The 26,868-nt window shown below is 59.2% G+C and carries 25 protein-coding genes; 7 read left to right on the top strand and 18 right to left on the bottom strand.

Going from position 1 to position 26,868, the window contains the following annotated elements; genetic code table 11:
- Window positions 1-608: 608 nt before the first annotated feature.
- A protein-coding gene (locus ACJJVH_RS21230) for an IS630 family transposase (protein ID WP_412064054.1) occupies window positions 609-1,557 on the top strand; the annotation gives its coding sequence in 2 pieces (ribosomal slippage) (window positions 609-944 and window positions 946-1,557; 948 coding nt in all).
- 135 nt (window positions 1,558-1,692) lie between these two features.
- On the opposite strand, the gene ACJJVH_RS21225 is transcribed toward ACJJVH_RS21230, so the two are convergent.
- The 9 genes from ACJJVH_RS21225 to ACJJVH_RS21185 all read right to left on the bottom strand — a co-directional run bounded on the left by ACJJVH_RS21225 (window position 1,693) and on the right by ACJJVH_RS21185 (window position 11,606).
- On the bottom strand, window positions 1,693-2,916 hold the full coding sequence (locus ACJJVH_RS21225; RefSeq protein ID WP_412066061.1) for an ROK family protein: 1,224 nt from the start codon (window positions 2,914-2,916) through the stop codon (window positions 1,693-1,695).
- A 146-nt stretch (window positions 2,917-3,062) separates the two neighbouring features.
- Window positions 3,063-4,637, bottom strand: coding sequence for an FGGY-family carbohydrate kinase (locus ACJJVH_RS21220; RefSeq protein ID WP_412066059.1), 1,575 nt, complete (start codon window positions 4,635-4,637; stop codon window positions 3,063-3,065).
- Window positions 4,638-4,698: 61 nt separating this feature from the next.
- Window positions 4,699-5,790 (bottom strand): sn-glycerol-3-phosphate ABC transporter ATP-binding protein UgpC, encoded by a 1,092-nt coding sequence (locus ACJJVH_RS21215; protein ID WP_113434155.1) that lies wholly within the window; start codon window positions 5,788-5,790, stop codon window positions 4,699-4,701.
- A 35-nt stretch (window positions 5,791-5,825) separates the two neighbouring features.
- Window positions 5,826-7,319 carry a glycoside hydrolase family 32 protein gene (locus ACJJVH_RS21210; protein WP_412066058.1) on the bottom strand — a complete coding sequence of 498 codons (1,494 nt, stop codon included), beginning with the start codon at window positions 7,317-7,319 and terminating at the stop codon, window positions 5,826-5,828.
- Window positions 7,320-7,337: 18 nt separating this feature from the next.
- Window positions 7,338-8,210 (bottom strand): carbohydrate ABC transporter permease, encoded by an 873-nt coding sequence (locus ACJJVH_RS21205; RefSeq protein WP_412066057.1) that lies wholly within the window; start codon window positions 8,208-8,210, stop codon window positions 7,338-7,340.
- Window positions 8,211-8,214: 4 nt separating this feature from the next.
- Window positions 8,215-9,108, bottom strand: coding sequence for a carbohydrate ABC transporter permease (locus ACJJVH_RS21200; protein ID WP_113434379.1), 894 nt, complete (start codon window positions 9,106-9,108; stop codon window positions 8,215-8,217).
- 110 nt (window positions 9,109-9,218) lie between these two features.
- Complete coding sequence (locus tag ACJJVH_RS21195; protein WP_113370143.1) at window positions 9,219-10,532, bottom strand: ABC transporter substrate-binding protein; 1,314 nt, start codon at window positions 10,530-10,532, stop codon at window positions 9,219-9,221.
- Window positions 10,533-10,670: 138 nt separating this feature from the next.
- On the bottom strand, window positions 10,671-11,327 hold the full coding sequence (locus ACJJVH_RS21190; RefSeq protein ID WP_412066056.1) for a hypothetical protein: 657 nt from the start codon (window positions 11,325-11,327) through the stop codon (window positions 10,671-10,673).
- Complete coding sequence (locus ACJJVH_RS21185; RefSeq protein WP_412066055.1) at window positions 11,328-11,606, bottom strand: helicase HerA domain-containing protein; 279 nt, start codon at window positions 11,604-11,606, stop codon at window positions 11,328-11,330.
- Between the two features lie 475 nt (window positions 11,607-12,081).
- Here ACJJVH_RS21185 and ACJJVH_RS21180 point away from each other — a divergent pair, with 475 nt between their 5' ends.
- Complete coding sequence (locus ACJJVH_RS21180) at window positions 12,082-12,537, top strand: hypothetical protein (protein WP_412066054.1); 456 nt, start codon at window positions 12,082-12,084, stop codon at window positions 12,535-12,537.
- A 203-nt stretch (window positions 12,538-12,740) separates the two neighbouring features.
- Here the strand turns inward: ACJJVH_RS21180 and ACJJVH_RS21175 are convergent, their stop codons facing one another.
- The 3 genes from ACJJVH_RS21175 to ACJJVH_RS21165 are packed head-to-tail and all read right to left on the bottom strand — an operon-like array spanning window position 12,741 to window position 14,222.
- Window positions 12,741-13,340, bottom strand: a complete 600-nt coding sequence (locus ACJJVH_RS21175; protein WP_412066053.1) for a TetR/AcrR family transcriptional regulator — start codon at window positions 13,338-13,340, stop codon at window positions 12,741-12,743.
- A gap of 13 nt (window positions 13,341-13,353) precedes the next feature.
- The gene (locus tag ACJJVH_RS21170; RefSeq protein ID WP_113434159.1) at window positions 13,354-13,779 is read right to left on the bottom strand and encodes a hypothetical protein; all 426 of its coding nucleotides are present in this window, start codon (window positions 13,777-13,779) and stop codon (window positions 13,354-13,356) included.
- Complete coding sequence (locus ACJJVH_RS21165; protein WP_162760912.1) at window positions 13,779-14,222, bottom strand: hypothetical protein; 444 nt, start codon at window positions 14,220-14,222, stop codon at window positions 13,779-13,781. The genes ACJJVH_RS21170 and ACJJVH_RS21165 overlap by 1 nt, the downstream gene beginning before the upstream one ends.
- A gap of 762 nt (window positions 14,223-14,984) precedes the next feature.
- Here ACJJVH_RS21165 and ACJJVH_RS21160 point away from each other — a divergent pair.
- Window positions 14,985-15,686: a helix-turn-helix transcriptional regulator gene (locus ACJJVH_RS21160; protein WP_412066052.1), complete on the top strand. Its 702-nt coding sequence runs from the start codon at window positions 14,985-14,987 to the stop codon at window positions 15,684-15,686.
- Here the strand turns inward: ACJJVH_RS21160 and ACJJVH_RS21155 are convergent.
- The 3 genes from ACJJVH_RS21155 to paaN form a co-directional block, all read right to left on the bottom strand.
- Window positions 15,676-16,332 (bottom strand): acyl-homoserine-lactone synthase, encoded by a 657-nt coding sequence (locus ACJJVH_RS21155; protein ID WP_412066051.1) that lies wholly within the window; start codon window positions 16,330-16,332, stop codon window positions 15,676-15,678. The genes ACJJVH_RS21160 and ACJJVH_RS21155 overlap by 11 nt on opposite strands.
- A gap of 128 nt (window positions 16,333-16,460) precedes the next feature.
- A complete protein-coding gene (locus tag ACJJVH_RS21150) occupies window positions 16,461-18,524 on the bottom strand; it encodes a 3-hydroxyacyl-CoA dehydrogenase NAD-binding domain-containing protein (protein ID WP_412066050.1) in 2,064 nt (687 codons plus the stop codon).
- 67 nt (window positions 18,525-18,591) lie between these two features.
- On the bottom strand, window positions 18,592-20,253 hold the full coding sequence (paaN, locus tag ACJJVH_RS21145) for a phenylacetic acid degradation protein PaaN (RefSeq protein ID WP_412066049.1): 1,662 nt from the start codon (window positions 20,251-20,253) through the stop codon (window positions 18,592-18,594).
- 99 nt (window positions 20,254-20,352) lie between these two features.
- Between paaN and paaG the strand changes: the two genes are divergently transcribed.
- The 4 genes from paaG (at window position 20,353) to ACJJVH_RS21125 (ending at window position 23,632) form a co-directional block, all read left to right on the top strand.
- The gene (gene paaG, locus ACJJVH_RS21140; RefSeq protein ID WP_113357061.1) at window positions 20,353-21,141 is read left to right on the top strand and encodes a 2-(1,2-epoxy-1,2-dihydrophenyl)acetyl-CoA isomerase PaaG; all 789 of its coding nucleotides are present in this window, start codon (window positions 20,353-20,355) and stop codon (window positions 21,139-21,141) included.
- Window positions 21,138-21,587 (top strand): hydroxyphenylacetyl-CoA thioesterase PaaI, encoded by a 450-nt coding sequence (paaI, locus tag ACJJVH_RS21135; RefSeq protein WP_412066048.1) that lies wholly within the window; start codon window positions 21,138-21,140, stop codon window positions 21,585-21,587. The genes paaG and paaI overlap by 4 nt, the downstream gene beginning before the upstream one ends.
- Window positions 21,588-21,620: 33 nt before the next feature.
- Window positions 21,621-22,931, top strand: a complete 1,311-nt coding sequence (gene paaK, locus ACJJVH_RS21130; RefSeq protein WP_113434164.1) for a phenylacetate--CoA ligase PaaK — start codon at window positions 21,621-21,623, stop codon at window positions 22,929-22,931.
- 104 nt (window positions 22,932-23,035) lie between these two features.
- On the top strand, window positions 23,036-23,632 hold the full coding sequence (locus ACJJVH_RS21125; RefSeq protein ID WP_113370152.1) for a TetR/AcrR family transcriptional regulator: 597 nt from the start codon (window positions 23,036-23,038) through the stop codon (window positions 23,630-23,632).
- Window positions 23,633-23,641: 9 nt separating this feature from the next.
- Here the strand turns inward: ACJJVH_RS21125 and ACJJVH_RS21120 are convergent, their stop codons facing one another.
- Genes ACJJVH_RS21120 through paaZ form a run of 3 tightly spaced genes read right to left on the bottom strand, consistent with a single transcriptional unit; the run spans window position 23,642 to window position 26,837 of the window.
- Complete coding sequence (locus tag ACJJVH_RS21120; protein ID WP_113451621.1) at window positions 23,642-24,256, bottom strand: transferase hexapeptide repeat family protein; 615 nt, start codon at window positions 24,254-24,256, stop codon at window positions 23,642-23,644.
- Entirely contained in the window at window positions 24,257-24,775 is a 519-nt protein-coding gene (locus ACJJVH_RS21115; protein ID WP_113357066.1) for an acyl-CoA thioesterase, read from the bottom strand. It abuts the gene before it with no gap.
- Between the two features lie 4 nt (window positions 24,776-24,779).
- Window positions 24,780-26,837: a phenylacetic acid degradation bifunctional protein PaaZ gene (gene paaZ / locus ACJJVH_RS21110; protein WP_412066047.1), complete on the bottom strand. Its 2,058-nt coding sequence runs from the start codon at window positions 26,835-26,837 to the stop codon at window positions 24,780-24,782.
- Window positions 26,838-26,868 lie beyond the last annotated feature (31 nt).

Raw genomic sequence — 26,868 nt, 5'->3', positions numbered from 1 at the left:
GAGCGCGTAGCATCTGCAACGTGCAAATCGTCAGCGGGTGCCTGACGATGACGTCGGGGAAGAGCGTCGAGAAATCGTCGCCGGGGCAGACGACCGTTGCCGCCGCCTCGACCGTGCCATAGCTGGTCTCGATCCGTGTCCCGTCAGAACAAGCTTTTTCGTTTTTCCGTGTACTCCGACGGCCGACGCCATTGGCTCTGCCATCATCGCGATTTTGCTGTTCACCACCATGCTTTCTATAGTCGGAGCTGCGATAGTGGGTTTGTGGAGCCTCATTTCTGAGTAAACAGAACAGCGAGACATCGCTGGCCCCTGCCATCGAACCAGATCTAATCAAGGCCAAGCGGGGAAACCGGCTGATCGTCCATCTCTCCTTCGGAAAAGCGCTTGTCGGGAAACGAGTGGATCACATCGACAGCAGTGCAAAAAGGCGGTCGGCTTTCTTGTTTCTCAGACTTTTCGTTGGCGCGGTCAACCCAACCAGAAAGCTGCGCGGTCGTCAGGGTTTATGCCTCTAGAGCGTTTCCGCTTTTATCTGAATCGGAAGGGATTCCGTTTTTGGCTATTTTGTGATTCAAGATTCTGGCTGGAGTGGAGGCCAGCATCGGATGGCTCGACCTATTTCAAATGATCTTCGCAAGCGTGTTGTTGATGCGATCGAGGCCGGCGAGAGCTGCCGGTCGGTGGCGGCGCGGTTCGCTATTGCGGCCTCTTCAGCGGTGAAGTGGTCTCAGCGTTATCGTTCGAGCGGATCTGTTGGGCCGGGGAAGATGGGTGGTCATCGTAAGCGTGCTCTGGAGCCGTACCGGGCGTTTATCGTGGAACGGGTCAACCAGACGCCGCATCTGTCACTGCATGCGTTGAAGGAAGAGTTGGCCGTACGAGGGGTGAAGGTATCCCACGATACCGTATGGCAGTTCCTGCGGCGCGAGGGGTTACGGTTCAAAAAAAACACTGTTCGCCCGTGAGCAGGCGCGCGCCGACATTGCGCGGCGACGACAGCGGTGGCGGTCCTGGCAGACCGGTCTCGATCCAAGGCGATTGGTCTTCATTGATGAAACCTGGATCAAGACCAACATGGCGCCGCTTCGAGGCTGGGGGCCGAAGGGCAAACGCCTACGTAGCTTCGCCCCGCATGGTCATTGGCGCACTCTGACTTTCCTTGGCGCGCTGCGCTGCGATCGGCTCGTGGCACCTTGTGTCTTCGATGGGCCGATCAACGGCCAGTGCTTCCGAGCCTATGTCGAGCAGCTACTCTTACCGATCCTCGAACCCGGAGACATCGTCGTCATGGATAACCTCGGTTCCCACAAGTCGGTCGCCATCCGTCAGATAATCCGCAACGCTGGTGCACGGCTCTGGTATCTGCCGCCCTATTCACCCGACCTCAATCCGATCGAACAGGCCTTCGCCAAAATCAAACACTGGATGCGCCTGGCACAGAAGCGAACCGTCGATGACACCTGGCGTTACATCGGCAATCTCGTCAAAACCATCGAGCCAAGCGAATGCGGCAACTACTTCGCTAATGCTGGATACGCTTCCGTTAAAACCTGAAACGCTCTAAGATCAAAGCCAATGATGCTGCTAACTCCCTGCGCCATATCGATCAGTCAGCATGCCAGATAAGCATTTCGTCCGAAATCGCCTTCTCGATTTCCTCCTGGATTTCTCGAAAAGTTTCAATTGCTCTCACGCAACGCGCGTCGAATCCGTACGTCGTACAAATTGGCGAAGCAGAACGTCCACTTTCCTGGAATTGAACACATCATCAAGAACAAGGTGCGCCGCTCCGAAAAGAGCGCTGTCTTGGTTCGCGTCGGCCAGCACGATCTGCAATTCGCGGGTCGCAAGGGGAAGGCAGCGCTGATAGACAAGCTCACGAATGCCGGAGAGGACATGTTCGCCCGTTGCCGACATGGTTCCGCCGACAACAATCAAGCTCGGATTGAGAATGCTAACGGCATCGGAAGCGACTTCGCCAATTGTGCGCCCAGCCCGTCGCGTCATCATGATTGCTTCGGGAACCCCATTCTCGACCATCGCAACGACGTCTCGGGCGTTTTGAGCGCTGAATCCAAGTTTCGAGAGATCGCGTGCTACCGCCCAGCCTCCCGCTCGCGCTTCAACACAGCCAAGCTTTCCACAACGACATAGCGGGGCGTCTTCAGACAGAAACTGGATATGACCGATGTCGCCTGCCGCACCTTGAGCGCCCCGAAACAACTTTCCGTTGGTAATAATCCCACTGCCGATACCGGTGCCTGCCTTGATGAAGAACATGTCATCGACAGCAGGGAAATTCTGTCGATGCTCGTAGATTGTCATCAGGTTCACGTCGTTCTCGACCAGAATCCAAGTATCAAACCTGCTGTGTAGCCACGACCGGATGTCGAATTCGTCCCAGCCAGGAAGGACCGAAGGTCCAACGACACAGCCACGCTTGAAATCAACCGGGGTCGGCAGGCTCAGCCCGATCCCGACGAGAAATCGGCTCGAAATCGCTGGCTGAGACAAAAGCTGCGAAAATCCGTCAGCAATAGCCATTAGGCTTTTGGTCGGGTCCTTGGGATCTGCCAACGGGATCGTCAGTTGGGCGACCATCGAGGGCTGGAGGTCCATAGCCGCGATGTGAACGTAGGTTTCTCCGATATTCGCGACGAGAATAATGCCGACATTTTCCGAAACGGCGAGAACCCGGGATGGTCGACCGCCGCTCGGGAGGCGTTCTTCTTTTTCCCGCACCAAGCCTGCACCGAGGAGTGCGTTTAGGCGCTGCGTGACCGTCACGCGGGAAAGCCCCGAAGCTTCCAGTAACGATGTTCGCGACGCCGCAGCACCCGTTGCGATCAGCGACAAAATCTCACCTGCGTTTTCCAGATTCGAAATATCGGAGCCCGCTATCGTTTTTGCCATTGGAAAGACACCTGTCAAAATTCGAATGGACGCTTTGGTCCAAGGTAATTCGATAGTTTATCGTCTCTGTCGTAATTCCACGCAATCGATTTGTACGGCAGCTTACCGAACGCCGACTGCCCGCTATGGAGGCTGCAGAAGGCCGATTACGCAACTTCAGCACTGGAAACTATTTCGTTGAGGCCGTGCATTGTTTCTCTTAGAGCTTTCGAATTCGAGGTATCACGATAGAGCTTGTAAAGCTTTTCGTAGGCGCGAACGTTTCGCTCGATTGGCTCATAATGATGGAATTCTTTCGTACCAAAGCGACCGCTCCCCTCTCTATAGTTCTCGACGACACCGCCCGCCACCGCCCCGTGGATCGCCGCGCCTACAGCCGTGGAATTCACTATCGCTGGAACGGCGATCGGTCTGCCAATCACATCACACATGGTCTGCACCAGAGAGGGATTATTCAAGGCGAGGCCACTCGTCATGGTCAACTGCTCGATTTCGATATGCGAATTGGAAAACAGATCGATGATCGATCTCGCACCAAAACAGATCGCGTCCATCAGGGCTCGATAAATGCCGACGCTCGTTGTCTCCATTCCGAGCCCAAGCAAAAGGCCGCTCAAGCGAGAGTCAGCGAACGGCACGCGATTGCCATTCCACCAATCGAGAGCAAGGAGACGATTGTTGCCAACAGGCATGGAGGCGGCGGCTTCATTGTACAACCTGAAGCTTTCGGCCTCAGTCTCCGCGCGAGGGAAGTTCCTGACAAACCACGATAGCGTGTCCCCGAAACTCGCCTGACCAGCCTCATAACACCAGAGATCACGGATGGAGCCGTCTTTTGCCACCCCCTCAATACCCGCTGGAAGCGGCTGATAATGATCACTCAGAAGAAGATAGGCGGCAGATGTCCCTAAGGCTCCGACGAGCGTTCCACCGGAGACACCGCCGACGGCAGGAAGAACGACGTGCGAGTCGATAGCTGCAACAGCGACAACGGCCTCGCCCATGATACCCGTTCGCTCGCGCCACTCAGCCGTCAATGAGCCTGCTGGCGATCCGATAGGAAGTGGTTCTGCCAACCGCGTTTCGAGATTTGGAAGGACATCACCCGGATAGCCGACATTAGCCACATACTGTGCCTTATAGGCGGCAAAGCCGAGGCTGCGGGCTTCATTTCCGGTCAGCCGCCATACAAGCCAGTCACCGCCTTCGATGAACTTATCAGTCTTGGCCCATGTGTCCGGGGCTTCGTCTGCGATCTGCATCGCCTTCGCCAATAACCACTCGCCGGATACCTTGCCACCGAAATTGTCCAGATACCGGCCGCCCCGAACATTGATGTTGTCGGCATACGGCTGCGCCGATCCATGCTTCCACAGTTTGACGTAGGCGTGTGGGTTGCCAGGCCACAGTTCCGAAAGAGCGGTTCCGTCTGCCGTAGAGGGTAGCGGCGAACTCGCGGTAAACCCTATGCCAATCGAAGTGATATTGCGCCCATCGCCCAACTTCGTCAGGATTGTTTCCGCAGCGTTTAGATAATCCGCTGCATCCTGGAGCGCCCAGCCTCGGGGAAGACGCGTTCCATTAGGCAACTGGCGGGTCATTATTCCATTAGAATAGGCGTAGATATGACTTGCGACCTGTTCACCCGTATCTGCATCGACGAGAACCCCTCGTGCAGATTCCGAACCGTAATCCAGGCCGATCAAAAAGGCTTTCGTCATTGCGTTTTGGCATCCCAATAAAAGGCAATTTGGCAGAGTTGCCATTTCCCTCGCGCGACTTTTAGGCCGCGCCCTGCTCAGGCATAGTGTTGACCCGCTTGCCGGTTTCCCGATCGAAGATGTGGACTTTGGCAAGATCGGGATAAAGATGAACCGTCTCGGCGGGATGCAATCCGACCCGATCTCGGAACGTTGCGACAATGTTGGTGTCTGCAGCTTTGAGCATCACCTGAGTGTCCGACCCGGTTGGCTCGACCACCTCGACAATACCCTCGATTCCGTGCTGACCGGCCAGCGAAAAGTGCTCAGGCCGCACGCCGTAGACGAGCTGCCGTCCCTTCATGGCCGCCAAGCTCGCCGGTAGCGTGAGTTCGATACCCTGCTCGCTTCTTAGCACCGGGCCAGACCGGATCGTGACAGTACCTTCAATCAGGTTCATCGCTGGGGACCCGATGAATCCTGCAACGAATAGGTTATCCGGCCGGTCATAGAGGTCGAGCGGCGCACCGATCTGCTCGACCCGGCCCGCGTTCATGACGACGATCTTGTCTGCCATGGTCATCGCTTCGACCTGATCATGCGTGACATACACGGTCGTCGTTTTCAAACGCTGGTGAAGGGCCCGAATTTCCGTACGCATCTGGACACGCAGCTTCGCATCCAGGTTCGACAAGGGCTCGTCGAACAGGAAGACCTTTGGGTCGCGAACGATCGCGCGGCCCATCGCCACACGCTGGCGCTGACCGCCGGAAAGCTCTCTTGGAAAGCGGTCGAGCAACTGGCCGAGCCCGAGAATTCTAGCAGCGTTGTTGACGCGTTCGTTGATTTCAGATTTGGGTCGCTTCATGAGCTTCAACGCAAAGCTCATGTTCTCCTTGACGGTCATATGTGGATAGAGCGCGTAGTTCTGAAAAACCATGGCAATGTCGCGCTCTTTGGCGGGCACGTCATTGATCACGTCGTCGTCTATCGAAATTTCTCCGCCCGAAATCTCTTCGAGCCCGGCGATCATTCGCAGAAGAGTGGATTTGCCGCAGCCTGATGGTCCGACCAGCACCACGAACTCCCCGTCGCGGATATCCACGCTCAGGCGTGGGATAGCCTCGACAGCCCCGTACTTCTTTTGAACATTTGCGATTGCAACGTTTGCCATATTTCCTCCGGTCGTCCTGGCAGCGAGATTGGCCTCTAGCCGCGTGAACTCGTGAACAAATCGTTCGCACGAAGCGTCGAGATTGAGCCTTTGAACTGAACTGCAGATTTGCTCGACCAGATGGATATGTCCGCCGCGCCGTGCATGAGAGGGATGACCTTCGCCGCGCAGGTTTCAGAGTTCAGGAAGATTTCCGCGACGGTGCGGTCGATAAAGAGCCGCAACTCCGTTTTCGTGCCATTTCGATGAACCTTCGCAGTCAGCGTGCCGAGCTGCAGTTCGTCCTGGGAGACCGCGATATCAAGGAGGCTATTGTCGTTGCGAATACGCAGCCCGAATGACTCGTCGGCTGCATGGTCGAAGCTGCACGAAATCTCCAGCGCCTGGACTTCTGCGACCTTTCCGACCGACAGTTCCGTTCGCGCTTCGACCGAACCTTCAATATTGATGGTTTCATCGAGCAAGGCATCGAGTTCCTGAACGGGACGCTGAACCAGCTTGCCGCCTTCGAGCTTGAGTTCTCTCGGCAACGACACGCAGCAATTCCAGCCGATTGTGTCGGTGAATCCGACGAGTGCGCCCCAGCAGACAGCACGGCCGTCACCGTCGAACAACACGTTCGTCGCATAGAAATTCCGGCTGTGGTCAACGACTCCCGAACCTTCGACGGAGAACGTATAGTTCTCCAGGTCGAGTTCGCCGACATAATATTCGACCTCGGCGTGAGGCGACACGAACATCACCCACTTGCCATCGAGCTTGAACAGGTTCGGGCATTCCGCGCTCGGAACCGTAGAGCGAGGATGCGTGAAGATAATGCCCCGATAGACCCACTTGGTGAAGGAGGGATTGGTGGCTTCGTAGAGCGCGACCACCGCTCGGCCTTCGCCATCGGCCTGTTTCTTTCTTCCACCGAGCACCATGAACGTCCGCCCGGCTGCCTTGAAGACGAAGGGATCACGCCATTCACCGATTACCTCGCCGTTATGGACGTCGTAGTCGATCATTGGATTGCTAGGCAGCGGCTTCCAGGACATCAGGTCGGGCGATCCTATAGCCGCCCACTGCTGCGCGGTATCTTCTGGCCGCAGGTCCGGTCCAACGGCCGTGTAGATAGCCATAGGTATGCCCTCATCATTGATGACAGTGCAGCCGAACCAGACGAAGTGCTCGCCCTTATCAATCGACGGATAGACGGCAATCGGCAGATGCTCCCAATGGACGAGGTCGCGGCTGCGGGCATGTCCCCAGACGGTAATGCCGCCCGTCCAATCTTCGCTGTTCGGGTCCCAGACGCGAACTGCGGTCTTATAGACCATGCCAGCGCGGTGCTCGGCGCTATGGGGATTAAGGCTGTACATCATGTGATACCAACCATCGTGGAAGATGATGCCATTTGGGTCGTCCATCCATTGGGAGGGCGCACGAAAATGATAAAGCGGGCGGCTCTTGTCGGTCTCCGCGATGGCGGCGGCAGCCGTGATGGATGCTTCGGCGGTATCGACGAGCTTCTGAAGGTCTTCAGACACAGTAATTCCCTCTCTGGTCTATTTCAGTCCGGTCAGGGCGACGCCCTTGACGAACAGGTCTTGAAGGCAAAGGAACATGACGACGACGGGCAAAAGGCTGAGGCCGACGGTCGCCATCAGAACCGGCCAATTGGTCGAGAAGAGCCCCTGTGCCGTGTAGATGCCGAGCGTCAGGGTTTGGTTTTCATTGCTGCTCAGGAAGATCAGCGGCCGCAGAAAGTCGTTCCAGGTTCCAACGAAGGTGAAGATCGCAAGCGTCGTCAGCGCGGGTTTCGAAAGCGGAAGAAAAATCCTCCAGTAAATGCCCCAGGGACTGCAGCCATCGAGCGTCGCCGCCTCGGCCAACTCCTTGGGGACCCCGATGTAGAACTGGCGCATCAGGAAGATGCCGAAGGGTGATACAACGGTTGGCAGGATGATCGCCCATGGGGAATCGAGGAGACCCATGTTGCGAAGCAGCGCGAAGGTCGGCACGAGCAGGACGTGATAGGGGATCATAATCGAGACGAGGACGATGACGAACAGTGTATCCTTGCCGGGGAATTTGAAGAGCCACGAGAACGCAAAGCCCGCCATCGAGCTGGTGATCAGCGTCCCGATCAACGTAGCGACCGCAATGAAGGCCGTGTTCCAGAGCTGGCTGAGGAATGGCGATCCCTTGAGGACCGTCACATAGTTCTGCCAATCGATCGAGCTGCCGATGAGAGTTGGCGGATATTGAAAGACCTCCCCCGCAGGTTTAAGCGACGTCGCAATCATCCATATGAACGGGACAAGCATGATCACGGCACCAATCGTCAGAACGATGTACGACGCGATGCGGCCGATCCGCTGACCTCTTGCCTTGCTGGAATAGCGATGACGCGGCGCTGCTGTTTGAGCTATTGCCATGAAATCAATCTCCCTTCGAGCGATTGAAGCGGAATTGCACGAGGGTGAGGATGAGAACGAGCAGCGTCAGGGCCCAGCCAAGCGCCGAGGCATATCCCATTTTGTAGAACTGGAAGCCGTTCTGGTAGATGTAGTGAACCAGCACTGACGAGCTGCGATTGGGTCCGCCCCCGGTCATAACCATGACCTGGTCGAACACCTGGAACGAATTGATGATCGTGATGACGGTAACAAAGAGCGTCGTCGGCCGCAGCGATGGTAACGTGATGTACCAGAGCTTCTGGACCGAGTTTGCTCCGTCGAGTTCGGCAGCTTCATAGTAGGAGGTCGAGATTCCTTGAAGCCCCGCGAGGAAGAGCATCATGTTGAATCCGATGTTTTTCCAAACGCTCGTAATCATGACCGCTGGCATCGCCCAGTTTTCACTGGTGATCCACTTCGGGCCGTGAATGCCGAACAGCGAGAGGAACCAGTTGATGAGCCCGAAATCAGCGTTGTACATCCACTGCCAAACCATCGACATCGCAACCATCGACGAGATGACGGGCAGGAAGTAGGCAGCGCGGAAGAAGCGGACGCCCGCAATATTCTGGTTGAGAGCGATAGCCAGGAGAAGCGGGATAACAAGCAGAACCGGGACGGTCACGATGGTAAAATAAACCGTATTCCAGAAGACCCTGATCGCCGTGGGATCGGTGACAAGCCTGTCATAATTGGCAAGCCCGGCCCATTTCGGAGCGGTATTCAGGTTCCAGTTCGTGAAGCTCAGTGCCAGCGAAGCAACAGCCGGGTAGAGCGTGAAGACGCAAAATCCGATCAGTGCGGGCGCGAGAAAGACGAATGGCCAGAAATAGGTGCGCTGCGTGAGCGTTCTACGTCGGACTGGCCGCACACGCATCGTCATTGCAACGCTGCTGTCTGCCGCCTTGTAGGCTTCGATACCCATGGCAATCTCTTCTGATCTGGAGAGAGATGGGCGGCGGCGTTCGCCGCTGCCCATCGGACCGCTCATTCCTGCTGCATGGCGTCATTGACGCGCTGCTGCATCTCCGGGAGGACCTGATCGAGCGGGCGATTGGAATAGAAGTAGGACTGAAGCTCGTCCGACATGATGTTATAGACTTCGTCGGCATGTGTGATTTGGTCGAACCAGCGCAGACCACTCGTCGTCCAAAGCGTTTTCATGTCGATCCACCCCTTGGGATAGACCTTCGGGTCATACCATTCCTTCAGCTTGTCGGGCTCGTACATGGAAAGGCGGTTCGGCATCCAGAGGCCACTCTTGTAGATCGGCGTTGCGAACTTCATCGAGGTCAGGAAGCTGACCAGCTCAACAGCTTCTTTCGGGTGCTTGGTGCCGGACCAGACGGAATCGATGTTGCACGAACTCATCGGCGTGAATGTACCGTTCATCTTCGGCGGCAAACCGGCACCGAGTTCGAGCTTCGATGCGGCCAGCTCCTGCAGACCCCAAGAGCCCATGAAGAGCGTCGCGACGCGACCGGTAAGAAGGAGCTGAGTCGGCGAATTGGTGGTGTCGAGGCCAATTGACGAGGGATCAGGAGCAATGCCGGATGTGCGTAGCGCCTTGATCTTTTCCAGCGCGTCCTTGGTTTCGGGCGAATCCATACCGACGGCCTTGGTGAAGTCGTCGTTGAACCATTTCGCGCCGTTCGAGGCGACCATTTCCTGCGTCGTATAGAGGTTCATGCCCTCTTCGAAGTTTGCCGTGCCGTACTGGATTGTCTTGCCGTTTTCGACCTTCGTCAGCTTCTTCATGTTCGTGACGAACTGATCCCAGGTCCACTGTTCGTCGGGCTTCGTCGGCGGATATGGAACGCCAGCTTCGTCGAAGAGCTTCTTGTTGTAGTAGAGAACGGGGCCGACCGTGCAGACGTCGACGCCGTAGATATGCGTCTTACCGTCGACAGTGACCTGCATCTTCTTCTGCGAGCTGGCGATGAAGTCCTTCATGTCCCAGTATTGCGAGAACTGGTCACTCAGATCGAGAAGCTGGCCGTTGTTGATGAAGTCGCGCTGGTAATCCGGGTTCAGATAGAAGACATCCGGCGCGGTGCCTGCGGCCATCATCGTGCGCAGCTTCGCATGGTGCTGCGCAAACGGGGCTGTCACGTATTTGACGTCGACATTTGGATGGGCCTTCTTGAAGTCTTCCAGACCCGTCCTGATGCTGGCAGATTCCAGTGGGCTGGCTTCCCAACTCATGAACGTCAACTCGATCTTGTCTTCGGCATGCGACCGTTGTGACGCCAATACAAGCGGCAAAGCGATTGCCGTTGCTGCGAACAGCTTGAATGTCATGATTTTCCTCCCGCGATCCCAACCGCGCTTTGACAGCTGTCCTCCACATGACAGCCAGAGAGGTTTATCGAGTTATGTATGCATATGTCAATAGTTCTGTATATATTTAGACATAATAAGCAGATAATTGGACCGCTGCTACCATATATAACGCCGGATTTTGGTATAATACGCCGATATCAGGGCCTCAAATCGGGAAATGGAAAGATAAGTTTTGTTGCCTGACGACGCGTATTTACTCACGCTCGTCACAGAGCCTGCACTTGATATTGATATGCCGTCGAACAGCATAGAAAGGTAAGACGCAGCTAGAGTATGAACTCCGTCTACCGCGTCCTCCACGACGCCAACGAGAATCTGGCCCCCAGCCTCAGAATTGGCAAACGCAAAAATGAAATCGAACCGCGAATTGGATATTTTCGATCTTATCCGACGTTCAAATTTATCGATGCTACCGTCGGCATAAGGGCCTTTATTGATCTTGCCGCGTTCCGGCGCAGCGAACTCGTGCAAAGCCTTGCAGTAGTGCTCCAGCTGACTTTCGACGTCATCGAAGGTCTTCGTGGTCGTGTCTTTAAACTTAACATGCAGGGAGTTTTCAGCATCTTTGGTTTCGCGAATAAGATTACGAAACGCATTCGCGACATGCTGTATGTCGTACCGAAGTGGACTGTCGAAATTGACTTTCTCGACATCCGGATTTGCGATCTTCTTTGCAATGGTGACGACAGAACGCAGCAGTGATTCCTGATTGTAATTATTGTTGTCGCCTGATTCTAGGAACATGTCCTCCATCTAGTACTCATTCAGGAGCCAGTAGGACAGAACAAGTTCATCAACGGTGATGACGTCCGCTTTCGGGAACGCTGAGGCATATTCGGAATGGAGGTCAAATATTAAGATGTGGGAGTTATTGAGCCCTTGATACTCACCGGTCTTCGCCGATACAGCCCGCTGAAGGACCGACGACACACTCGACGATTTACCTGAGCCGGACGCGCCGACGACAGCAACATGTTTGTTGAAAAATCGGTCGCCGTGGACGGGAACCTTGATGTCTCGCTGTCTGGTCAACGAAGAGAAGCAAGACTGCCAAACGTGAACTCAACATCGACACCCGGCTTATGCGACAGATCCTGATTGAACAAGGAATCGTAGACACTTCAAAGATAGTTCTCGAAGACAAGGACATCTTGATCCCAGCAGATGAGGTGGTAAAACTTACTTCCGCTCTCGATGATGGTGTCACGTCAAAGAAGCGCTAGGCGTTGCAGAGACCACCGTCAGGCGGCTCATAAGGGAGGGTGTCATCAAACCGCTCTATGGAGCAGTAAAGGCAACGAAGGCAAAATTTTCGCGAACTGCGACCGACGCCACGCTCCAAGCTCTCGTTTCCAACTTGGTCGAAAGCGATGACGAAACGGGCCTTGTTTCGCTTGTCGATGCTTCTCGCCTGGCAGCACGATCGGTGGCGAACCTAATTACAGCACTCCTGGCAGGCCACCTGACAATCCGATCCCTGACTTCTCGGAAAGATCGGACCGGATTGATGCGCCTGCTACTTGATCCGGTCGAAGTCCGTGAGGAGTTCAGCCGAGCGAACGGTATCAAGCAACAAGAATTCAACGATAGATTTCGGCTTCATCACCCCGAGGGTTCACAGTTCTTCTATTCAAAGTTCTTCGTCCAGGCACGAGAACGTAGTCCTACAAGTCAGCGTGAATTTGATGTCGTCACAAGAGACTCTTTTGAATTATTTCAGCAGGAACATGTCTCACTGGCCTCGCTTGCGAAGGGTCGAGGCCGCACGATTGATGTGAAGAACGCCCTCGATCAGGCTAGCATTTTACCGGTCTGGGAGCTTAAGGGCAGACGAACGTTGACGTTTTACAGGCGATGTGACGCTGAGAAGTTTCTCCAATCTCGCCTGAATTTAAAGAACATCAGAAATCTAGGCCCCGGCATTCGTTTGTCGGGGCTTTTTTTGCATTCAACAAGGCCATAAACTTTGAGTGCGTGTCGCATGTGACTAGGCAATCGTGCCATTTTGACGGTGTAATAATAAACGTAAGCTTGAAAACGCTGGGTTTTTTGATGAAACCGTGACTCTTCTCAGCAGGCTGCTCACCACCTGCAAGCGGCTTTGGTAGCCGGCTTCTCAGGAGCGCTTGGGCGTTTTCCGGCAATGAAGCGCCCTGCTGCGTCAGCCTAGACGCTTATGGATCGCCGACAGAAATCGGTAACGGCATGAACCAGTTTCTGCCGGTCGACCAGAGACCCGTCGATCAGGCTGTCATCCACGGCGCTATGCATGGCATTGAACAGCATGACGGCCGTGAGCCGGGCATCGGTGAACGAAAATGCGCCGGCGGCCTGCCCTTCGACGATAAAGGATGAAAGACGGCTGACGACGGGATTGGCGCGTTTCATATCCCGCTTCGTGGGTTGAAACTGATGAAATACCAGATCGTGGAGCGCGACCTCGTCGAGATAGGCAAGGACGCAGGCTTCCATCCACACGTCGAGCCGTTGCATCCAGCTGTCGGAAGCCGCGGCCCTGACGGCTGCCTCGATTCTTTCGCAGAACCGCTCGACGAAACGGCCCTGCAGAGCCGCGAGCACATCGTCCTTGGTCTGAAAGTACAGATAGAAGGTGCCCTTGGCGACATCGGCGGCATCGACGATCTCCGCAACGCTGGTCGCAGCGAAGCCTTTCTCCAGAAACAGACGCTGCGCGGCATCCATCAACTCCTCGCGGCGGATTTCCCGCGGCTTGGTGCGCGGGCGCGGGCGGTCTGCAATGGTCACGGTCTTTCCTTGTTCATAGGTTGTCGATGACAAGGCCCGCCGGCGCAAGAATGCATCTGCACAACCAATCCGCCGCGCGCGGGCCCTTGTCGAAGATTTGTAGCGGCATATCCAGCGAAAGACGAGCGAGACTTTGCCTCGTGATGCCCGCCGTCGCCGTCGGAACGACGACGGCGACACCGAGAAGGAACCGGTGAAGAGCATCCCGGGCAGCCTCTATCCGTCGCGCCACCATGGCGAACCCGGCGATATCGCCTTGAAAGGCGGGTCCGCAGGCCGCGATCAGCAAAAGTGCGAACGGCTTTTCGCGCGTAAGCCAATGCTCGATCGAATCGAGGCCCGATCTCACGCCATCCGCATCCAGCCCGGCCTCCGCGACCAGAATGGCAAGCGGCCAGTGCGTCTCGTCGTATTCCGGCAGCAGCGGTTCGAGTACCATCACGGCGCACCGCTCAAAGCCGCCAGGCTTCGCAGCACAGGCGCCATATTCAGCGACCTCCCCTGCTTCGCGGAAAGGGAAGCAAGCCACATCGTCGCCTCGTTCACGTCATCGAACATTTGCGCGGGAACCCCGAACAGCTTTTCGGCATTCATCCGGCTCATCTCCTCCAGGGCCTGCGTCGGCACGACGGTCGCCATGCCGATCACAAGCCGCTTGATGCGCGCGGCATTGGATTGAAGCCAGGCTTTCGCCTCCTTTGCACTTCCCTCGGGGCGCTTGAGCGCATCGACATCGGCGAAAACCCGCAGGGTCGCAAAAGGCTCATCGCGATCCAGCCACGATGTCCAGTCGGAAAGGAAAGCCAGATGCTCTTCGGGCGAAGCCCCGCCGCGAGCGACGGAAAGCACCAGCGGCCATTGGGTAAGATCGTGACGGATCATGATGGGATTTCTCTTTCTATGCAGCGAGATGAAGACAGATGCCCCCGCACCCCACGCCTTCCAGCTCATGAATATGGATGGTCACGCGAATATCTCCCGAGGGCGGTAACGACAGTGTGCGATTTTATGACTGACCGTCGGTCATTTGTAAAGAGAATAGCTGAACACACCGGATATCGCTGGCGCCGTCCTCCAATCCGGCCCGGTCGTGCAGCCGCGACTAGGGCGGCAGGCTGCATGGTTCGAGGATATTTCGAATCACTTGATGTACCGGATCGGCCGATGCAACGCGCAGGCCGTATGAGGCTATTTCGACACACGACCGAAGCCAGCGTGATCGGAAATACGCTCGCTACGCCCCCGCGATGGACTGCGTTGCGAGGGCGATGCCGAGAAAAGTTCCGAACGACACCCCCGGTTGTCAATTGCCGCCTTATTCGATCGCTTGATAGTTGCGATGATGCACTGAGGGCGGATATAGTGAGAGGATAGACCGACGAGCTTGACCTTCCGCGTGTACCCAGAAACCCGTCGACACAACCCAGACATGATTGGCAGCGACTGTATTTTCGACAATTTTAGAAAGCCGAACATGAGTTCGAATGATTGGCTTCCAGAGAGCTGCATGTGTAGCCGGAAGCTTCCCGAGCAGCATTCGGCAACGGAAATGAGCTGTCATCGTGCCGCTCCTGGCTCCAGCGTCGCCTTCACCTCAGCTTCCATGGTGCGTCTATGTTGACCGGATCGCGTCAATCTCATTGTTTGGCTGAAATCGCCCAGGCAAATACGGCCGACGAGCTGCGTCGGTTTCTGTTCAAGTTCTGCTCTCTGTACGGTCTTGCCAATGCGGTCTTTCATGTGACGCAGATCGCGGCGGTTTCACAGCAGAATCCTCTTATCCTGCTGACCTATCCGTCGGAATGGGTGGAGACATATATTGCTCACGATTACTTCTCGATAGATCCCGTCGTCCAGGCGGGGCGAAGTGGCTTCCTGCCGTACGACTGGTCGTCTCTCGACTTGAAGTCGCCGCAAAGCGCCTCCTTCTTCCGCGAGGCTGAAAGCTTCGATGTCGGCCGCTATGGCCTGACGCTGGTCGTTCGGGGTCCGCATGGAGAGCGATCGCTGTTTACCGTCACGTCCAATCTGAAGGGCGGCGACTGGGAACGGCTGCGAAACAGCATCATAGGCGACCTGCAGGTGATCGCCTATTATCTGCATGAGCAGTCGATGATCGTATCCGGCCTGCGGGAACAAGGCACCGGCCGCAGGCTCTCGAATCGGGAAACCCAGTGCCTCGAGCTGCTGGCGCAGGGCATGCTTCCGAAGCAGATCACATCCAGGCTCGGTATTTCCGAAAGCGCGGTGCGCCTCTATCTCAGCTCAAGCCGCCGCAAGCTTCATGTCAGCACCACGAACCAGGCCATCGCCAAGGCGATCTCGCTCGAGCTTATCAAAAGCTGAACTGAATATTGGCGGACGATGAAGACGCGAACTGCAAGGAAGGGCTTCTGTCGTCCTTGCGCATTGCCTTCAGCCGCTGCTCCAGACGACGATCGGTTTCCTCGCTCACCTCCCAAAGGCCGACATACAGATTGCCGATCTCCGGGCGCGAGCGTGCAAGCGGCGCCGGCGACCAGCCGATCCTTCTATAAACTCCGATCATCGATACGTCATAGACGCCCATGATATGCTCGATGCCCGATTTCAGGCTCAGGCGGCAAAGGCCGGAGAGCAGTTCGACGGCAGCAGTTTGTGACGAGGCATGCCCTGCTTCGCCCAGGGGATGAACGCAAAATCGCGTGCATTCCCAGATAGAGGGGCTGCAAATATCGAGATCCTCATTGAAAAAGTGCTGGAACTCGCTTGAGAGCATCGTCTCGCTCGTCGTCGGCAACAGGCGCAGCGAGCCGGTGAGCATGTCGCCTTCTTCCTTCACCGCCAGATAGATGGGGTCGTGCTCGTCATCGAAGCGGTCTATTTCCAACCCGCCTTCGACGGTGACGTCCCATCCCATGCGATCCCGGAAAACGAGCGCGCGCGCGCGAAACATCTGGGTAAAATACGAGGACGCGGTCTCGCGGTCTCGTCGCGTCAATATCTGCAGCATCGGACTCTCCAAGGTTCTGCGATTAACAAATCACCTTGGAGCCGGGCTTCAATATATCGATTCCGCCAGATTGCGCCGCCTGCGACAACCTTTAAAATCGAGGGGCACGGAGCAGAGTCCGGGCGGAATTATGGCCCGCCGGGCGGCGTGAAGCCGTTATCTTCCGCCGCGCGGCGCAGGGCCGCGCATGGCGGTTCGGCAAGACCCGACGCGGAAAGCCGGTCCAGTACGGCAACGACTTCGGCAAGGCCGCGGGCTTGCGCATAATGCATCGGGCCGCCGCGCCAGCGCGGGAAGCCGTAGCCATGGATCTTGACGAGATCGATATCGGCGGCGCGAACGGCAATGCCCTCATCGAGGATCAGCGCCGCCTCGTTCACCATCGGCAGGACGATGGCATCGGCGATCGCTGCGTCGTCCCAGGTCTTCTGCGGCCGGCCGGCGGCCTCTTCGGCGATAATGGCGGCCACGACATCGGACGGCTGCGGCGTGCGTTCGCCGGGCCGATAGTCATACCAACCGGCATTTGCTTTCTGTCCGAAACGCCCGACAGCGCAAAGCCGGTCGGCAACGGGCGCAAACGGCGTCTCGCCGCGCTCGCGCGCCGCCTTGCGCTGGAAGGCGGCGATATCGAGGCCGCCGAGATCCTGCGCTTCGAAAGGGCCCATCGGCAAGCCGAAAGCGCGCATGGCAGCATCGACGGCGGCAGGCGTCGCGCCGGAAAGCAACAACCGCTCCGCCTGCGCCCGCGCAACCTTGAGAATGCGGTTGCCGATGAAGCCATCGCAAATGCCGGCCCGAACGGGAATTTTTCCGAGCAGGCGGGCAAGCGCAAAGCCCGCCGCCAGCACATCCGGCGCCGTCGCCCGCGCCGGCACGATTTCCAGAAGCTTCATCACATGAGCGGGGCTGAAGAAATGCAGGCCCAGGAAGCGTTCGGGCCGCGCAAGACCCTCACCGATCTCGTCGGGGTCGAGATAGGATGTATTGGTGGCCAGCACCGCATCCGCACGGCAGACCTCCGACAGCTTGGCGAAGACGGCGCGCTTGACGGCGAGATCCTCGAAGACCGCCTCGATGACGAGATCGGTATCGGCGAGCAAGCCATAATCGTCGGTGCCGACGACGCCGGCCAACCGCTCGGCCGCGACATCGGGGGAAATACGCCCCCGCTTTACGGAGGCATCGAAGATCTGGCTGATATTGGCAAGACCCCGCTCGACGGCGGCTTCATCGCGTTCGACGAGAACCACCGGCAGGCCGGCATCCCGCAAGGCCGCGGCAATGCCCGCCCCCATCGTGCCGCCCCCGACGACGGCGGCGGACCGAACAGCGCGCGGCGCCACGCCGGCAAGCTCCGGCGGCCGAGGTGCAGCCCGCTCGGCGAAGAAGACATGACGCAAGGCGGCCGCCTGCGCGGAGCCGCGCAGGTCCAGAAACGTCTCCCGCTCGAAGGCCATTGCGGTCGAAAAATCCGCCTCGGTTGCCCTGCGGACGCAAGCGAGCGCGCGAAGGGGAGCAATCTCCCGCCTCGCCTTGGCTGCGACGACTTTTTCCGCACGCTCCCAGAAATCATCCTCGACAGGGACGACGGCGCGTTCCGAAATCGGCTGCGGTCCCGGCTTATCGGCAGCCTCCCGTGCGAACGCAATGGCAGCCTGCAACAAGTCGCCCTCGACAACCGCATCGACGAGACCCATCGCCGCCGCCTTTGCTGCATCGACCGAACTGCCGCTCGTCACCAGGTCGACGGCAGCCACGGCACCGATCAGCCGCGGCAGACGAACCGTGCCGCCGGCGCCGGGAATGAGGCCGAGCTTCACCTCCGGCAGGCCAAGGCTTGCCGACGCGACAGCGACACGATAGGCGCAACCGAGAGCCACTTCGAGGCCGCCGCCAAGCGCGCTGCCATGAATCGCCGCCACCCATGGCTTGCTTGCACCCTCGATGCCGGCGACGACATCGGGAAGGTGCGGAGGGACTGGCGGCTTGCCGAATTCGCTGACATCGGCCCCGGCAATGAAGGTGCGCCCGGCACAGATAAGAACGGCCGCGCTTACGCTCGTATCCGCATCGATCGCGGAAACCGCCTCGACCAGCCCCTGGCGCAACGCCTGCGAAAGCGCATTGACGGGAGGATTGTCGATGGTGACGACGGCGATTGCGCCTTCATGCGTAATGGTGACGGTCATGATTTCCCAATCCTCGATAGGCGATATCGTTCACGATCAATGTCGGCGTCCGGAATTTCCGCGCCTCTCATGCCGCAACGGGGCGACGCCACATGACGACACGAAACCGGCTGGCGACGAAGGCCGCGTCCGTCAGGCTGGCATTCCCCGCCGGGTTCGCACCGGTAACGTGGAAATCGCTGAACGCCGCGCTCTGGTTCACATAGATGCCACCGGTCAGATTGACCGAAAGATTGACGCCGGCCGCGGCAAAGCGGTCCGCCGTGGCCAGGATGCTCGTCTCGTCGGTGTCGTAAAGCGCCGCGGTGATCGCGCCCTTTCGTTCGGCCAGAGCGGCCGCGCGATTGACCCCGTCAGCCGCATTGTCGACCGCGACGATGAAGGCAATCGGTCCGAAGCGCTCCTCGCCATAGGCGGCCTCGTCGGCGGCATCGACGGCAAGGATGAGAGGTGTCGCCGTGCGCGCCTCGGCCAAACCTTCGATTGGCGCGGATTCGCGCACGATGCGGCCAAGCGGCCTGGCCTCGGCCACGCGGACAAGCGATGCCGGATTGGCGATTGCGCCGCAGATGCCGGCTGCACGCGCCGGGTCGGACAACAGGCCATCGACGGCCGCGGCAATGCCGGCAGCGACCTCGTCGAAGCTCTTGTGGCCTTCATCCGTATCGATGCCGGAACGCGGCACGAAGATATCCTGCGGCGCGGTGCACATCTGGCCGCTATAGAGCGACAGCGAAAAGGCGATGTTGGCGCACATGCCGGTAAAATTATCGGTCGCGCCGATGACGATCGAATTGACGCCAGCCTCTTCCGTATAGACATCGGCATTGCCGGCATGGGCGCGCACCCAGTCGCCGAAGCTGCCGGAGCCGGTGTAATCGACGATGGCGATGGCCGGATGCCGGACCAGCTCTTTCGTGATTTCCGAGCCTTGCGCGTCGGCCGCAAGCAGCGCGGCATTGGCATCGAAGCCTTCCTCGGCCAACACCTGCCTGATGATCTCGACCGTCAGGGCAAGCGGCAGGATCGCCGCCGGATGCGGCTTGACGATGACGGTGTTGCCGGTGGCGAGGCTGGCGAACAAGCCCGGATAACTGTTCCAGGTGGGAAAGGTATTGCAACCGATCACGAGCGAAATCCCGCGCGGGACGATGCGCCAATGCTTTTCCAGCACGATCGGCTCGCTCTTGCCCTGCGGCTTGGTCCAGATGGCTCCGGCCGGCGTGCGGGACATCTCCGCATAGGCGCAGGCGACGGCTTCGAGGCCGCGATCCTGCGCATGCGGGCCGCCGGCTTGGAAAGCCATGGCAAAGCCCTGCCCCGTGGTATGCATGACCGCATTCGCCATTTCAAAGCTGCGGGCATTGAGGCGGGCGAGAATTTCCAAGCAGATGCCGGTGCGCGCCTCGATAGATGCCGATGCCCACTGCCGCGCGGCAGCCTGCGACGCCGAAACAAGCGCCTCGGCGGATGCCGCGGGATAGCGGATGCCAAGCGGCGGCCCATAGGGCGAGACTTCCGCGCCGGCCCAGTGCTGCGCCGGATGCCGGGCCATCTCGAAAGGCTTGGCAAGCCTCGCCTCATACGCGGCAAGCCCGTCGTCCCTGGCGGTTTCGCCATAGATCTTGCCGCTGGGGATTTCGGGATAGGCCGACCAATAATCGCGTTTTGCGGCCGCATCCAGAGCCGCCTGCAGCGTTGAACGATGGCGCTCGAAAAGTGCTGTCATCTTTGTTCCTCCCGATCGTTGCTTTTATAATTGACTGACCGGTCGGTTTATGCAAGAGTTTTTTTGCGGTCGCCATTGGAAGGGCGACGGGGAGGAAATATGTCCGATTCCGATACTGTTCTGTCGGCACTTGCCGATGGCGTTTTGCGCCTCACACTCAATCGACCCGACAAACTCAATTCCTTCAACGAGGAAATGCACCTTGCGCTGCGCGCCGGTTTCGAGCGTGCGCACAGGGATGCGGATGTACGGGCCATTCTCTTGACGGGAGCCGGCCGCGGCTTTTCTGCCGGCCAGGACCTCGGCGACCGCGACCCGCGCAAGGGCACGCCGGATCTCGGCCATACGATCGACACCTTCTACAACCCGCTGCTGCGCCTCATCCGCAACCTCGAAAAGCCCGTCGTCTGCGCGGTCAACGGTGTCGCCGCCGGCGCCGGCGCCAATATCGCATTTGCCTGCGACATCACGCTTGCGGCCCGTTCGGCACGCTTCATCCAGGCCTTCGCGAAAATCGGGCTCGTGCCGGATTCGGGCGGCACCTGGAATCTGCCGCGGCTTGTCGGCGAGGCCCGCGCCAAGGCGCTGGCGCTGACGGCCGAGCCTCTGGATGCGGAAACGGCAGCCAATTGGGGCCTGATCTGGCGCGCGATCGATGACGACAAGCTGATGGACGAGGCGCAGGCCCTCGCCGCGCGGCTCGCCGCCGGCCCGACCAAAGGCCTCGGCCTGACAAAGCGCGCCATTCAGGCGGCGGCAACCAATTCGCTCGACGAGCAACTCGATCTCGAACGGGACTTGCAGCGCGAGGCCGGCCGCAGCGCCGACTACGCAGAGGGCGTCACCGCCTTCCTCGAAAAGCGCAAGCCGGAGTTCAAGGGGAAATGAGCACAGCAGATATCCTTTCCCCGCAGGCGCTTGCCGAAGCCTGCGCAAAAGCCATGTGGGACGACGACAACGCCACCCGCCATCTCCGCATGGAACTCGTTTCCATCGCCCCCGGCGAGGCGACCCTGTCGATGGTCGTTACCGAGGCCATGACGAACGGCCACGGCACCTGCCATGGCGGCTACATCTTCACCCTGGCCGACTCGGCCTTCGCATTCGCCTGCAATACCTACAACCAGCGTACCGTCGCCCAGCACTGTTCGGTGACCTACATCGCGCCGGCTTTCAAGGGCGACCGGCTGAAGGCGACGGCACGGGAGGTATCGCGCCGGGGACGAGGCGGCATCTACGACATCGCAATCACCAATCAGGAGGGCGAGCAGATCGCGGAATTCCGCGGCCACTCGCGCACGGTCAAGGGCACGCTTCTGCCGCACCAGGATTGAAGCCGGCACCACGCATTCTCGGAGGAGACGTTCATGGAAGACCTTTCACCCCGCACCGGCGAGCTTGAGGCCATCGAAAGAGCCTCGCGCGACGAAATTTCCGGTCTGCAGCTCGAGCGCATGAAATGGTCGCTCACCCATGCCTACGAGAATTCCCCCTTCTACCGGCAGCGCTTCGACGAGGCCGGCGTACATCCTTCCGACCTCAAGACACTGTCGGATCTTGCCAGATTTCCCTTCACGACGAAGAAGGATCTCCGCGACACCTATCCGTTCGGCATGTTCGCCGTGCCGCGCGAAAAGCTCGCCCGCATTCATGCCTCCTCGGGCACGACCGGCAAGCCGACGGTCGTCGGCTATACGAGCAAGGACATCGACACCTGGGCGACGGTCGTTGCCCGTTCGATCCGTGCCGCCGGCGGACGCGCCGGCGATATCGTGCATGTCGCCTATGGCTACGGCCTGTTCACCGGCGGGCTGGGCGCGCATTATGGCGCGGAGAAGCTCGGCTGCACGGTCGTTCCGATCTCGGGCGGCATGACGGAACGGCAGGTGACGCTGATGCAGGATTTCAAGCCGCGCATCATCATGGTCACACCCTCCTACATGCTGTCGATCCTGGACGAATTCCGCCGCCAGGGCCTCGATCCGCGCGAAAGCTCGCTCGCGGTCGGCATCTTCGGGGCCGAGCCATGGACCAATGCCATGCGCGAGGAAATCGAGCACTCGTTCGACATGCACGCCGTCGATATTTACGGCCTGTCGGAGGTCATGGGCCCGGGCGTGGCCAGCGAATGCGTCGAGAGCAAAGACGGGCTGCATATATGGGAAGACCATTTCTATCCGGAGATCATCGATCCCGTCACCGGCGCGGTCCTGCCTGACGGCGAGATCGGCGAACTGGTCTTCACCACCCTGACCAAGGAAGGCCTGCCGATCATCCGCTACCGCACGCGCGACCTGACGCGGCTTCTGCCCGGCACGGCACGCTCCATGCGCCGCATGGAAAAAGTGACCGGCCGCTCCGACGACATGATGATCCTGCGCGGCGTCAACGTCTTCCCGACGCAGATCGAGGAGCAGATCCTGAAATGTCGCGGGCTCGCGCCGCACTTCCAGATCGAGCTGACGCGCTCCGGCCGCATGGACAACATGACCGTCCATGTGGAGTGCACGCTGGAGGCGGCGGATGAAACGGCGCGAAGCGTTTCGGCCAAGGAACTCACCCACCACATCAAGAGCGTGGTCGGCGTGACGACGAAAATCACCGTTCATCCGCCGGGCGGCGTCGCGCGATCAGAGGGCAAGGCTAAACGCGTGGTCGACAACCGTCCGAAAGAATGATTGGCCATCCGACGGGATAGTCTGGCAAGGATTTGACGGTATATAGGAAATGCCGGCCGCACTACGCGGCCGCCACCGACGGGGAATGAGCAGAGCAGGACCACATGGCACGCACGCGCGCAGTTGATTTCGAAGAAAAGCAGCGTGGTATCTTGGCGAGCGCGGCAGCGGTATTCGCCGAGGTGGGCATGGAGAAAGCATCCATGTCGATGATCGCGTCGCACAGCAATGTCTCGAAAGCCCTGCTCTATCACTACTATCCCGGCAAGGACGCGCTGATCTTCGATATCGTGCAGACGCACCTCACGGAGCTGGAAAGCGCGATCGAAGCGGCGGACCGCACCGATGTAACGCCGCAGGAGCGGCTGCGCCTGCTGGTGAAAGCCGTGCTGAAGAACTATGAGGGCGCCGACAACGAGCACAAAGTCCAGCTCAACGGCACGCATGCGCTGTCGCAGGAGCAGCTTTCGGAATTGCGGATGATCGAACGGCGGATCGTCAAGCGCTTCTCCGGCATCATCGAAGACCTCAACCCGGATCTCAACAAGAGCAAGCCGTTGCTGATGCCGGTCACCATGTCGCTCTTCGGCATGATGAACTGGGTCTATATGTGGTTCCGGCCCGACGGGCCGATCACCCGAGACGACTATGCCGATATTGCAACCACGCTCATCCTTGAGGGAATCAAGGCCGTCCGTTGAGGCTACCGGTCAGTCGCCGAGCTTCATCCTTTCGAGGATAAGCGGATCGTATTCCGGCGCGCGGATACGTCGCCGGTCCGCCTCGGGTGCCGCCAGCGGCTCGACGGCCATCAGCTTTTCTTTCGCCTCCAGCGCCAGGCGCTGATAGATGGCGGTGCCCTGACGCTTCCAGGCGATCTCTTCCGCCGTGAGTTCGCGGATCACGCGCGCCGGCGAGCCGACCGCAAGGCTGTTTGCCGGGATTTCGGCGCCGGCCTTGACGAACGCCATGGCGGCCACGATGGCGTTCTCGCCGATGACAGCTTCGTCCATGATGACGGCATTCATGCCGACCATGGCATTGGCGCCGATCTTGCAGCCATGCAGCACCGCGCCATGGCCGATATGGCCCGCTTCGCCGATCACAACCTCCAGATTCGGAAAACTATGAACGACGCAGGTCTCCTGCACGTTCGAGCCGCGCTCGAGCACGATGCGCCCGAAATCGCCCCGCAGCACGGCACCCGGCCCGACATAACAGCCCGGCCCGACGATGACGTCGCCGATGACGGTTGCCGCAGGATGCACGAAGGCGGCGGGATCGATGACCGGTATCACTCCGTCATAGGAGTAGATCTGCGCCATTTAATCATCTCCCGATCTGTCCACGTCGCGTCCGGTGGCCGCAACCGATTCCAGCCTCTCGGCAAATTCGCGGCGCAAGGTCCGGCGAAGCCGGGCGGCCTTGTGCCGGCGGATATCGACCGGCGTTACCGGCACCAGTTCGGGAACGCGGACCGGCCGGCCGGCCTCATCGACGGCAACCATGGTGAAATAACAGGAATTGGTGTGGCGGCGCTGGCCTGAACGGATGTTCTCCGCCTCCACGCGGATGCCGACTTCCATGGAGGTGCGCCCGGTATCGTTGATCGAGGCGCGGAAAGTCACCAGCTCGCCGACATTGATCGACTCCTTGAACAGCACCTGATCGACCGACAGCGTCACCGCATATTGCTTGGAATAACGCGACGCACAGGAGAACGCGACGCGATCGAGCAGGTTCAGAAGGGCTCCGCCATGCACCTTGCCGCTGAAATTCGCCATATCCGGCGTCATCAGCACGGTCATTTCCAGGCGATGCGGGTCTTGCTCGATTGTTGTCATGCGCTCACTCTCTCGTTTTTGCCACCATCGTCAGAACGTCATATTGCGCGACGACGGCATCCAGCTGGTTCGTTACCTTGCAATCCCAGCGCACCTCGCCATGCTCGGCATTGGTGCGGGGATTGATCTCCTTGCAGGTCAACTGCACCTGGAGCGTATCACCCGGATTGACCGGTGTCAGGAAGCGCAGGTTGTCGACGCCGTAATTCGCGAGCACCGGACCGGGAGCCGGATCGACGAACAGGCCGGCGGCGAAAGAAACGATGAGATAGCCATGCGCCACACGGCCGTCGAAGAACGGATTGGCCTTGGCGGCCTCCTCATCCATATGGGCATAGAAGGTATCGCCGGTGAAGCTCGCAAAATGCTCGATATCGTCGAGCGTTACCGTGCGTTTGGCGGTGACGAGCTGATCGCCGATCTTCAGCTCGGCAAGCGATTTGCGGAAAGGATGCTCGCTGTCGGTGCGAGCGCCGGCACCATCCATCCAGCGCCCGGTGACGGCCGACAGCAGGCGCGGCGTGCCCTGCACGGCGGTCCGCTGCATGTAATGCTTGACGCCGCGGATACCGCCCAGTTCCTCGCCGCCGCCGGCGCGGCCGGGACCGCCGTGAACAAGGCCGGGCAAAGGCGAGCCGTGGCCGGTCGAGCTCTTGGCGCTGGCGCGGTTGCCGATCATGACGCGACCGTGGAACGGCGCGAGACCGAGAACCACGTCCTCGGCAAAACGCGGATCGTTGGTGAAAACAGAGGCGACAAGGCTGCCCTTGCCTCGCCGCGCCAGATCGATGGCCTCCTCTGCGGTATCATAGGGCATGACGGTGCTGACCGGGCCAAAAGCCTCGACATCGTGAACGGCATGCGCGGAACCCGGCTTGTCGCAATAAAGCAGTACGGGATTGAGAAAGGCACCGGCGTCCACATCGCCCGACATGACGCTCGGATTGTCGGGATCGCCACCGACGATCTCGGCGTCAACCGCAAGATCGCGAATGCGCGCCCGCACCTCCTCGCGCTGATCGAGGCTTGCGAGTGGCCCCATTCGAACCGTCTCGTCGGCCGGATTTCCGACCACCGTCTTGCCGAGACGGTCGTTCAAGGCTGCAATCAGCGCGTCGCCATAAGCCCGGGGCGCGATTACGCGGCGGATTGCGGTGCATTTCTGACCGGCCTTGACGGTCATCTCGCGCGCCACCTCCTTGACGAAGAGGTCGAATTCCTCGGTGCCGGGGCCAGCATCGAGGCCGAGGACGGCTGCGTTGAGACTGTCGGCCTCCATGGTGAAGCGCACGGAATTTTCGACGATGGCCTTGTGCGTCTTCAAACGCAGGCCGGTTGCGGCGGAACCGGTGAAGGTCACGACGTCCTGGCTCTCGACATGATCGAGAAGATCGCCCACCGAGCCGCAAACCAGCTGCAGCGCGCCTTCCGGCAGAAGGCCGGTCTCGATGATGCGGCGAACCATGAGTTCGGTCAGATAAGCCGTCTGGCTCGCCGGCTTGACGATGGCCGGGACGCCGGCCAGCAAGGTCGGCGCGACCTTTTCCAGCATGCCCCAGCAGGGAAAGTTGAAAGCGTTGATATGAACGGCGACGCCCTGCAGCGGGGTCAGGATATGCTGTGCCGAAAAGCTCTGATCCTTGGAGAGCTGCTCCACATCGCCATCGAGCAGGACGCGGGCATTGGGCAGCTCGCGCCGCCCCTTGGAGGCGTAGGACAGCAGGGTTCCGATACCGCCCTCGATATCGACCCAGCTATCGGCGCGCGTGGCGCCCGTCGCGGTCGAAAGCGCGTAGAATTCTTCCTTTCTCTCGAGCAGCGCCTGGCCAAGCGCCTTCAGCATCGCGGCACGCTCATGGAACGACATGCGCCGCAGCGCCGAGCCACCCTTGTCTCGCCCATGCGCCAATGCCTGCTTGAAATCGATGCCCGAGGAATCGATGAAAGCGACAGGCCCGCCGGTCGATGCATCAAGCAGCGGCACGCCTTCCTTGGCGCCGGCGACCCAAGTGCCTCCGACATAGCTTTCAAGCCGGCGCGGCTGGCTTGCCATGATGTTCATCGGTATTTCCTTCCTTCATTTTCTCGGCAAT

This window comes from Rhizobium sp. SYY.PMSO, from assembly GCF_046840415.1.
Taxonomy (GTDB): Bacteria; Pseudomonadota; Alphaproteobacteria; order Rhizobiales; family Rhizobiaceae; genus Rhizobium.
This window is presented reverse-complemented; position numbering and strand designations above follow the sequence as displayed.